The organism is Aeromonas sp. QDB68, assembly GCF_027707405.1.
GTDB lineage: Bacteria > Pseudomonadota > Gammaproteobacteria > Enterobacterales > Aeromonadaceae > Aeromonas > Aeromonas caviae.
The window spans coordinates 21,164-28,273 of the sequence record NZ_JAPCIQ010000050.1; the positions used below are offsets into that span (position 1 = coordinate 21,164).

General features: G+C 59.1%; 7 protein-coding genes. 4 read left to right on the forward strand and 3 right to left on the reverse strand.

Going from position 1 to position 7,110, the window contains the following annotated elements:
* Positions 1-14: 14 nt before the first annotated feature.
* Together ybfE and fldA are read left to right on the forward strand one after the other, a co-directional pair.
* The gene (gene ybfE / locus PG892_RS14400; protein ID WP_270825523.1) at positions 15-311 is read left to right on the forward strand and encodes a LexA regulated protein; all 297 of its coding nucleotides are present in this window, start codon (positions 15-17) and stop codon (positions 309-311) included.
* A 40-nt stretch (positions 312-351) separates the two neighbouring features.
* Positions 352-876 carry a flavodoxin FldA gene (gene fldA / locus PG892_RS14405; RefSeq protein WP_223917112.1) on the forward strand — a complete coding sequence of 175 codons (525 nt, stop codon included), beginning with the start codon at positions 352-354 and terminating at the stop codon, positions 874-876.
* Positions 877-944: 68 nt separating this feature from the next.
* Here the strand turns inward: fldA and PG892_RS14410 are convergent, their stop codons facing one another.
* On the reverse strand, positions 945-1,418 hold the full coding sequence (locus PG892_RS14410; RefSeq protein ID WP_010674103.1) for a DUF4442 domain-containing protein: 474 nt from the start codon (positions 1,416-1,418) through the stop codon (positions 945-947).
* Between the two features lie 231 nt (positions 1,419-1,649).
* Here PG892_RS14410 and fur point away from each other — a divergent pair, with 231 nt between their 5' ends.
* Positions 1,650-2,078 (forward strand): ferric iron uptake transcriptional regulator, encoded by a 429-nt coding sequence (gene fur, locus PG892_RS14415; protein ID WP_010674102.1) that lies wholly within the window; start codon positions 1,650-1,652, stop codon positions 2,076-2,078.
* Positions 2,079-2,177: 99 nt separating this feature from the next.
* On the opposite strand, the gene glnS is transcribed toward fur, so the two are convergent.
* A complete protein-coding gene (gene glnS / locus PG892_RS14420; RefSeq protein WP_223917110.1) occupies positions 2,178-3,839 on the reverse strand; it encodes a glutamine--tRNA ligase in 1,662 nt (553 codons plus the stop codon).
* On the opposite strand from glnS, the gene PG892_RS14425 reads away from it, so the two are divergent.
* Positions 3,756-4,055, forward strand: a complete 300-nt coding sequence (locus PG892_RS14425; protein WP_270825524.1) for a hypothetical protein — start codon at positions 3,756-3,758, stop codon at positions 4,053-4,055. The two genes, glnS and PG892_RS14425, sit on opposite strands and share 84 nt — an antisense overlap.
* Positions 4,056-4,399: 344 nt before the next feature.
* Here the strand turns inward: PG892_RS14425 and PG892_RS14430 are convergent, their stop codons facing one another.
* The gene (locus PG892_RS14430; protein ID WP_268426774.1) at positions 4,400-7,030 is read right to left on the reverse strand and encodes a beta-N-acetylhexosaminidase; all 2,631 of its coding nucleotides are present in this window, start codon (positions 7,028-7,030) and stop codon (positions 4,400-4,402) included.
* Positions 7,031-7,110 lie beyond the last annotated feature (80 nt).

Sequence of the window (7,110 nt, forward strand, 5' to 3'; positions counted from 1 at the left end):
TTCATCTGTGATGTATGGCCAAACAGCAAACTGATCGAACAACACTGGATCTGTTCGCAACTGAGAAGCGCCCCGGCAGGCCAAAGACCAATCCACTCCCCCGCGAGACCCAGATCAAGATCAACAAGCGCAACCAGCTCAAGCGCGATCGTGAGAACGGGCTGAAACGGGTCGAGTTAAAGGTGGAAGCCGAGTTGCTGGAGCGCCTGAACCAACTTGCGCTGCAACAGAACGTCAGCCGAGCCGAGCTGATCCAATCTATCCTGAAGCAACAGATCGAGTCTGCTCATGCAGCAGGCATCGCAATCTGAACCGTCAAGCATCAACACCAGATACGGGTAACGAAACACTATGGCTAGTGTAGGTCTGTTTTTCGGCAGCGATACCGGTAATACCGAAGCTGTCGCCAAGATGATCCAGAAAGAACTGGGCAAACAACTGATTGAAGTCCGTGACATTGCCAAGAGCAGCAAGGCCGACATCGACAGCTTCGATCTGCTGATGTTCGGCATCCCGACTTGGTACTACGGCGAAGCCCAGGCCGATTGGGACGACTTCTTCCCCGAACTCGAAGAGATCGACTTCAACAACAAGCTGGTGGCCATCTTCGGATGCGGCGATCAAGAAGACTATGCCGAGTACTTCCTCGACGCCATGGGCACCCTGCGTGACATCGTCGAAGCCAAGGGCGCCATCATCATCGGCCACTGGCCGACCGCGAGCTACGAGTTCGAAGCCTCCAAGGCGCTGGTGGATGACAAGCACTTCGTGGGCCTGGGCATCGACGAAGATCGCCAACCCGAGCTGACCGCCGAGCGCGTCAAGGGTTGGTGCAAACAGCTGCACGAAGAGATGTGCCTGAGCGAGCTGGAGTGATCTGATCTCCCTCCCTCTTCATGCAACAAGGGCCCCGACGGGGCCCTTGTTGCATCTGCAGCAGGCATTCAGCCACCCCTGTGCTGGGGCTTGGATCTGACATAGAGGGTGCGCTTCACCTGGGCCACCAGCTCGCCCTGGCCATCCTGCACCTGCACCTCGAACTCGGGAAAGTGCTTCTCTCCCCCCTCGGTCGCCGCCACGATCGATGCCAGCTTGGCGTCGCTCAGGGTGAACTCCGCCACCAGTTTGCCCTTGCCCGGCTTGATGAAATTGATGCTGCCCGCCTTGTCCCACACGTAGTAGCGGTTCTTGAAATAGCCCATCAGCATCAACGGGTAGATGGGATCCGTCATGGCGAACATGCTGCCGCCGAACTGGGTCCGGTTGGCATTCTTGTTCCACCAGCGGGACTTGAGAGTGACCCGGCAGAAGCGGAAATCGGGGCTCAGGGTTTCTATCTTGATGCCTGCGCCCCAGAAGGGGGGCCAGGCGTTGAGGGCGCAGCGCACCCAGGCGGCATTGCCGAAAAGCCAATCCATGGATCTCATCCGACCAGACTATAAAGAAGTCACATAGTATCAACATTCTCTGGTCGAGCAAGCGGACCTGAATATTCCCATGATGGGCTTGATGAGCTAAAGCCCTTGAATTGCTGGGTTTATTTTTAACTTGGCTACGACCTATAATGACAGGCCAAGCGAGTTCGTGGTTGCCATTACAGCGGCAGTCAATCAGAATAACCACACCTTCGAGAATGCGAATAAATAGAAATGGCAGACAACAACCAAGCGTTAAAAAAGGCCGGGCTCAAGATCACCTTGCCCCGTGTCAAGATCCTGGAAATCCTGCAACAGCCGGACTGCCAGCACACCAGTGCGGAAGATCTGTACAAACGGCTGATCGATCAGGGCGAGGAGATTGGTCTCGCTACCGTTTATCGCGTTCTCAACCAGTTTGATGATGCCGGTATCGTCACCCGTCACCATTTCGAAGGGGGCAAGTCGGTGTTCGAGCTGGCCACCCAGGAGCACCACGACCACCTGGTCTGCCTCGACTGCGGCAAGGTGATCGAGTTCTCCGACGAGGTGATCGAACAGCGCCAGCGCGACATCGCCAAGGCTCACAACATCCGCCTGACCAACCACAGCCTTTACCTGTATGGCCACTGCGCCAACGGTGACTGCAAGCACGACGATTGATTCGGCCGGGTCGGCGCAATAAAAAAGCCAGCATGATGCTGGCTTTTTTGTGTCCGCAATCCGGACCAGAAGCGGCAGGGTCTCCCCTGCCCTCTTCTATCAGGCCTCGGCCTTGCCCCAGACGTCACGCAGGGCCACGGTGCGGTTGAACACCAGGTGCTCGGCGCTGGAGAGCTTGTTGTCGGCGCAGAAGTAACCTTCACGCTCGAACTGGTAGGCAAACTCCGGCTTGGCATCCTTCAGGGAAGCCTCCACCCGGGCCCCTTCGATGATCACCAGGGATTCCGGATTCAGGGCCGCTTCGAAGTCATCCTCGGCGCCCGGGTTCGGCACCTTGAACAGACGGTCATAGAGACGCACTTCGGCTGGCAGGGAGTGAGTGGCGCTGACCCAGTGGATCACCCCTTTCACCTTGCGGCCGTCCGCCGGATCCTTGCCCAGGGTCTCGGGGTCGTAAGAGCAGTAGATGCAGATGACCTTGCCGTCCGCATCCTTCTCGACCCGTTCGGCCTTGATGACGTAGGCGTTGCGCAGGCGCACTTCCTTGCCCAGCACCAGCCGCTTGAACTGCTTGTTGGCTTCCTCTTTGAAGTCCGCCTCGTCGATGAAGATTTCGCGGGAGAAATGCAGCTCACGGGTCCCCATCTCCGGCTTGTTCGGGTGCGCAGGCGCCGTCAGCACCTCGTCGGCCGCCAGGTTCTCGATCACCACCTTCACCGGGTGCAATACGGCCATGGCGCGCGGGGCGTTCTCGTTGAGATCGTCGCGGATGCAGGCTTCCAGCATGCTCATCTCGACGATGTTGTCCTGCTTGGTCACGCCGATGCGCTTGCAGAACTCGCGGATGGAGGCCGGGGTGTAACCACGGCGGCGCAGACCGGAGACGGTCAGCATGCGCGGATCGTCCCAGCCGTTCACGTGCCCCTCGGTCACCAGCAGGTTCAGCTTGCGCTTGGACATGACGGTGTATTCGAGGTTCAGACGGGAAAACTCGTACTGACGGGGGTGACAGTCGATGCTGATGTTGTCCAGCACCCAGTCATACAGGCGACGGTTGTCCTGGAACTCCAGGGTACACAGGGAGTGGGTGATCCCCTCCAGGGCGTCCGAGATGCAGTGGGTGAAGTCATACATCGGGTAGATGCACCACTCGTCACCGGTCTGGTGGTGGTGGGCAAACTTGATGCGATAGATGACGGGATCGCGCATCACCATAAAGGGGGATGCCATGTCGATCTTGGCGCGCAGGCAGGCGCTCCCTTCGGCCATCTCACCGTTTTTCATCTTGGCGAACAGGGCAAGGTTCTCTTCCACGCTGCGATCGCGGAACGGGCTGTTCTTGCCAGGGGCGGTCAGGGTGCCGCGGTATTCGCGCATCTGCTCCGGGGAGAGCTCGTCCACATAGGCCAGTCCCTTCTCGATGAGCTCGATGGCGTAGCCGTGCAGCTTGTGGAAATAGTCGGAGGAGTAGCAGATCTCGCCGCTCCACTGGAAGCCCAGCCACTGGACGTCCTGCTTGATGGACTCCACGAACTCAATGTCTTCCTTCGCCGGGTTGGTGTCATCGAAACGCAGGTTGCACTGACCCTGATAGTCGCGGGCGATGCCGAAGTTCAGGCAGATGGATTTGGCGTGGCCGATATGGAGATAACCGTTCGGCTCCGGCGGGAAACGGGTATGCACGCTGCTGTGCTTACCGCTGGCCAGATCTTCATCAATGATCTGACGAATAAAGTTAGTTGGGCTGTTCGCCTGACTCATGGCTCACCTCAAAAATGCGTCACTGGCGGACGTTGTGCCGGCTGGCACCCTCATACCCCCGCCGTCAAGCCGGGTATGATCCCTCATTACGCGCCCTGCCTCAACCTGAATTTGGCCAATTCGGGTCATTGGCGCACCAAAAACGGCGAAACGAGAGAAATTGCAGAGATCCTGGTCAAAAAAAGCCCCGCACGGGGCGCAATGCTGTTCAGATAAGCACATTTTTGACTAATTATTCATAAATGCGACTTGAGTTGGGGGAGCAAGGCTGTTTCCAGTCGATGTTCCTTCAGCCTTTATCCAGCGTGGCTTGCAATAGAAAGAGGGAGGCATCATGCCTCCCTCATTTTTTAGCCCTGATACTACGTGGACTGGAACTCAAATTCTCTTAAGTGAACAGCATTGCCGCACGGGGCGGGGTCTCAAGTGATGAAAAACAGACAAAACACACACAACAAAGGTTCACACGCAGAGTCAACCTTTCCCAAACCCGATGGCCATCGACCTTGGGAAAGGCGGGTCTTGCGACCCACCTTGCGTTATGGATTGAAGGCTAGCTATCAGTTCAGCTCGGTGACGCGGCTGGTGCGCTTGCCATCGAAGCTGGTGGTACGCAGGTAGACCTTGCCATCCACGGTCGGCTTGGCGGCAGCGTCGTAGGCGCTCCAGCTCTTGCCATCCAGGCTGTACTGGATGGGCAGACCCGGCAGATCCACATTCGCTTCCAGCACGCCGTTCACCACCTTGGCACCCGGTACGGAGAGGCGATATTCCACCCCGGCCTGGTCCAGTTTCGGCAGCACGCGCTGACCCAGCACGTTGGCAAACTGGTTCCACTCCTTGTTCAGGGTGGCCTTGTTGACATGCTTGGTGGTGCCGGAGAACTCGCGACCCTTCACGTAATCGAGCTCGAAGCCGCCCTTGTGCCAGGCGCGCTCGGCCACGGAGAAGATGCGCGGATAGACCATGTATTCGTACTGGGCATCGGTGCGCACGGTTTCACTCCACTGCTGACCGGAGATCCCCTTGAACTTGACCGGATCCTGGTCACCCTTGGCCACGAAGGCGTTGCCGTCGCGGTCAACCGAGGTCTCGGCGTTCTGCGGCAGGTTTTCCGGGGCGAAGGCAAACACCTTGCGAGTGTCGTTGAAGCGGGTTGCCCAGTAGTAGCCGCGCTCGGCCGGGTGTACCTCGTTCGGGAAGTCGAAGTAGAGGTAATCCGGGTTGGAGAGCACCACGTCATAGCCCTTGTGCGCCCACTTCATCGCCTCGTTGAAACCACCCCAGTAGAGGGTTTCCCAGAAGTTGACCCGGGTCTTGTCGGTGGCGAATACGCTGGCATCCGTGGCGTACTTCAGGCCATCTTCCCACGCCTGCAGGGTGGAGAAGCCGTGGCCCTTGACCATCTCGCTCACTTCCTTGGCAAAGTAGACCGGCAGCTCGGCCACGTCCTTGATCTTGCCATCGTCGATCATCTTCTGGCACATGGGGGACTTGCCGAACGGCTTGTCCTGCTTGCTGGAGTCGACGTTGCCCTTCCAGGCCACCAGGTCTTCTTTCTTGGTGACGGCCGGATCCTGGTAACCACCGCCCTGCATGATGTTCTTCGCCTCGTCACCACCATAGTGCCAGGCGGTCAGCGGCTGGCCGGCGGCCTGGTGCATCTGGGCCACTTCGTCCATCACCTTGGCAACGAAGGTGGCGGCACCCGGCTGGCAGGGGTTGATGAAGGACATCTTGTCGTAGAACTGCACCGAGGTGACGTTGGAGGTATCGGCCGGGTCAGTCAGACGGAACTGGTTGGCTTCGGCTTCTTTGCCCTCGCTCATCAGACGCTTGTAGCGCGCCTCCATGGAGACCACGGCGGCACGGGCGTGGGCCGGCATGTTGATCTCGGGGATCACGGTCACACCGCGGGCCTTGGCATAGCGTACCAGGTCGATGTAGTCCGCCTTGCTGTAGAAACCGGAGCCCTGGTTGTCGCTGGTGGGGCCGGAGCCAAGCTGCGGCATCAGGCACTTGGTTTCGGACTCGTCGTGGCAACGCTGGCTGCCGACATCGGTCAGCTCCGGCAGGCCCGGGATCTCCAGACGCCAGCCTTCATCGTTGGTCAGCCCCAGGTGCAGCACGTTGAGCTTCATGGCGGACATCTGATCCACCAGCTTCTTCATGGTCTCCGGGCTTCTGAAGTGACGGGCCACGTCGGTCTGCATGCCACGGTATTCAAAGCGCGGCGCATCCTCGACGCTCATCTGGCTCACCAGCTTGTCGTCAACCCCCAGCAGAGAGATCAGAGACTGGGCGCCCCAGAAGGCGCCGTCAACGTCGTACCCCTGAATGACGGTGCCCTTCTTGCCGATGGTCATGTCGTAGCCTTCGGCCTGCTTGAGCTTGCTGCCGAGCTTGATGGTGACCGGGTAGCCGGTGTCGGAGAGGGTAACACCCAGCTTGGTCAGTTGCGCCTTCAGGGCCTCGGCGCGATCGCTCGGTAGGTCAAGGGCATTGAGCTTGATGGTGGAGAAGTCGACTTGCGGGCCGGCCTTGACCACCTGCTTCATCGGGCTTGGCAGGATGCGGTCGTCAATCTTGCCAGCAGGCAGCAGGGTGCTGGTCTGGTTCGCGGCGAAACGGGTCTCGCTGTTCATCAGGATGTTGTTGTCATCCTTGGTGCGCTTCCAGCCATCGGCCGGCATCGGCTTCTCGTAGGTGCTGGCATCGTCGATGTTGCTCATGCTGGCCAGCACTTTCGGCTCGGCCCCTTCACTGGCGACATACCAGTTCGGCATGATGTCAGATTCGAACAATACCCAGTATTCCACCACCAGGGGCACCTCGACCGTGGCGTCCTTGGCAAAGCCCTGGAACTTCTCGGTCGGCGTCAAACGATAGAGGTCGCCGGTCAGGTGGGTGATGGTGAACTGGTCGTTGTCCACCCGCTGGATGCGGCGGATGGAGGAGACATAGATGCTCCAGTCCTTGGAGGTGACGTCGGCACCGGTATTGGTCAGGTGCAGCTTGGCAACGCCGCAGCTTGCCCACTCGGAGCCCAGCGCCTGGCAGTCAAGACCGGCGCCGGCACCGTCATTGGTGACGACTTCGTACTTGACGACGAGGTTGCTGGCGAGGGCGTCGACCACCGCTTGCCTGGCAGCATCGGCTGCAAGTGCGGGACCGGCGAAAACGGTAGACATGGCATTGACATCCTCCCCCACCTTAGCGCTTCGCGTCACAGGAGGGGGATTCCCATTACTGGGTGATAGCTGCTCGCGCA

Excerpts from the sequence above, each read along its gene's own strand:
- PG892_RS14430 (WP_268426774.1), bottom strand. The coding sequence starts at position 7,030 with ATGTCTACCGTTTTCGCCGGTCCCGCACTTGCAGCCGATGCTGCCAGG.
- glnS (WP_223917110.1), bottom strand. The coding sequence starts at position 3,839 with ATGAGTCAGGCGAACAGCCCAACTAACTTTATTCGTCAGATCATTGAT.
- PG892_RS14410 (WP_010674103.1), bottom strand. The coding sequence starts at position 1,418 with ATGGATTGGCTTTTCGGCAATGCCGCCTGGGTGCGCTGCGCCCTCAAC.
- fur (WP_010674102.1), top strand. The coding sequence starts at position 1,650 with ATGGCAGACAACAACCAAGCGTTAAAAAAGGCCGGGCTCAAGATCACC.
- fldA (WP_223917112.1), top strand. The coding sequence starts at position 352 with ATGGCTAGTGTAGGTCTGTTTTTCGGCAGCGATACCGGTAATACCGAA.
- PG892_RS14425 (WP_270825524.1), top strand. The coding sequence starts at position 3,756 with ATGCACGCTGCTGTGCTTACCGCTGGCCAGATCTTCATCAATGATCTG.
- ybfE (WP_270825523.1), top strand. The coding sequence starts at position 15 with ATGGCCAAACAGCAAACTGATCGAACAACACTGGATCTGTTCGCAACT.